Source organism: Bacillus sp. P4_D3, from assembly GCF_056401855.1.
Window position 1 is genome coordinate 1 of sequence record NZ_JBFUIN010000545.1, and the last position, 2,080, is coordinate 2,080.

The following is a 2,080-nucleotide window of genomic DNA, read 5'->3' on the forward strand; positions in this document are numbered from 1 at the left end:
GGATAACTGTTATTTTAGGTGGATTAATTGCGATGGTTGCGGGTGTAATTATCGTGAAGTTAAGTCAACAATTTCCTGAAAAAACATTTTATCAATATAGCCAAGAACTTGTAGGGAAATGGTTTGGGGTGTTAATTAGTTTATTGATTATCAGTTACTTTTTTACACTTTCGTCATTTGAACTTAGAACGTTGGAAGGTATAACAAGTTTCTTTCTACTAGAAGGTACGCCTGACTGGGCTATTATTATGCCATTCATGTGGATAAGTCTATATTTAAATTTAGGCGGAATAAATGCGATAGCACGTTTATTTGAAATTATTTTTCCAATTACAGTTTTTATTTTCTTAGTGACATCTTTTATGAGTATAGGAATATTTGAACTCGATAATCTTCGTCCTGTATTAGGATTAGGGATTGTTCCGGCATTAAAAGGCCTAAAAACAACAACTATGGCATATTCGGGTGCTGAAATTATGTTGTTACTTTTAGCCTTTATGAAGAAGCCATCTCAAGGTGTAAGGGTTGTAATAATTGGCACGATGATTCCTTTACTTTTTTATGTCATCACAGTTGTAATGGTTATTGGTGCATTTTCTATCGATGGGGTATTGATGAGAACATGGCCTACAATTGATCTTATGAGAAGTTTTGAAATTCAAGGTTTAATTTTTGAACGGTTCGAATCTTTGCTATTAGTGATATGGATTATGCAAATCTTTGCAACATATACAATCTGTTATTATGCAGCTGCTTTAGGGTTAGCACAGCTCTTTAATAAAAATATTCATTCCTTTTTGTATGGATTACTCCCAGTAATTTATATCGTTGCCGCAATTCCGAAAAACATAAATGAGTTATTTGAATTTGGAAATTTGRTTAGTAACGCAGCGATAATATTATTTGGTATTCTTCCGATTCTACTCCTAATGATTTCGAAGGGGAGGAAAAAAAAGCATGAACCAAAATGTTAAAGGTAGAAAAATTATTATAAGAATAACATCAATCGTTTTTCTCTTATTACTTACAGGATGCTGGAGTAGTCATGAAATTGAGGAGTTAGGTTTCGCCGTAGGTATAGCAGTAGATAAAGAAAAAGAAACAAAGATTGAGAAAGAAATTGAAGAAAAGGGCGGCGGATATAAAAAGAAGAATTTAATAACAACCACCTACCAATTTGTTAAAGCACAATCATCATCAGACGGAGGCAAAGGTGGAGTATCACAACAAAAAGCTTATATGAATGTTGCAGAAACAGGAGATTCTCTTCATCAATCAATACGTGAAGTTGCATTAAGAAGGCAAAGGCCTATCATTTTTCATCATACGAAAGTAATAGTTGTTAGTGAAAGTATCGCCCGAACATATAATTTAACGCAGTTATTGGACATCTACGTTCGTGATAATGAGATGAGACCTAGTTGTTTTATTATGGTTAGTAAAGGGCTAGCTAGTGATGCGTTACAATCAAAAGAACCAGGGGAAATTCCAGCATTTCGCTTGATTGATATCGAGGATAATCAATATAGATCCTCACGAATTTTACCACCGATGCCGCTTGCTAAACTACCAGGAAAGGTGAAATCTGGGGCGAGTTTTCTTTTACCAAATGTGATTTCTATAAACGGAGAAGTGAAATATGTAGGTGCTGCTGTAATTAAGGGGCGTACAAAAAAACTTCGTGGTTTTTTAAACGAGAATGAATTAGAAGGCTTAATGTGGATAACTGCAAAAGGGAAAAGTGGCTTGGTGAAAAGTTATGATAAAAAGACAAAAAAATTAGTTATGTATGAAGTGAAATCTATGAAAAGTAAAATTACGCCCCATGTTAAAGGGGATAAAATCTCATTCGATGTCAATGTGCAGTCTGTGGGCCGGTTATCCGAAAACTGGTCTGAGTCAGAGGAAGCTTTTAAAAATACATTTCTCAAAAGGACGGAGCAATCTGCGGAGCAAGAAGTGAAGCGATTAGTGAAACATACATTACAAAAAATTCAAAAGGAATATAAAACTGATGTTGCTGGCTTTAATACTCGTTTGAAAATCAAGTATCCAAAAGTATGGAAGAAAGTTGAAAAGG

The 2,080-nt window shown here is 34.4% G+C and carries 2 protein-coding genes; both read left to right on the forward strand.

Going from position 1 to position 2,080, the window contains the following annotated elements:
- Positions 1–974 (forward strand): GerAB/ArcD/ProY family transporter (locus tag AC1DTM_RS23880; protein ID WP_477001047.1); only part of this gene is annotated, 974 nt, incomplete at its 5' end.
- Positions 958–2,080 (forward strand): Ger(x)C family spore germination protein (locus AC1DTM_RS23885; protein WP_477001048.1); only part of this gene is annotated, 1,123 nt, incomplete at its 3' end. The genes AC1DTM_RS23880 and AC1DTM_RS23885, both read left to right, overlap by 17 nt.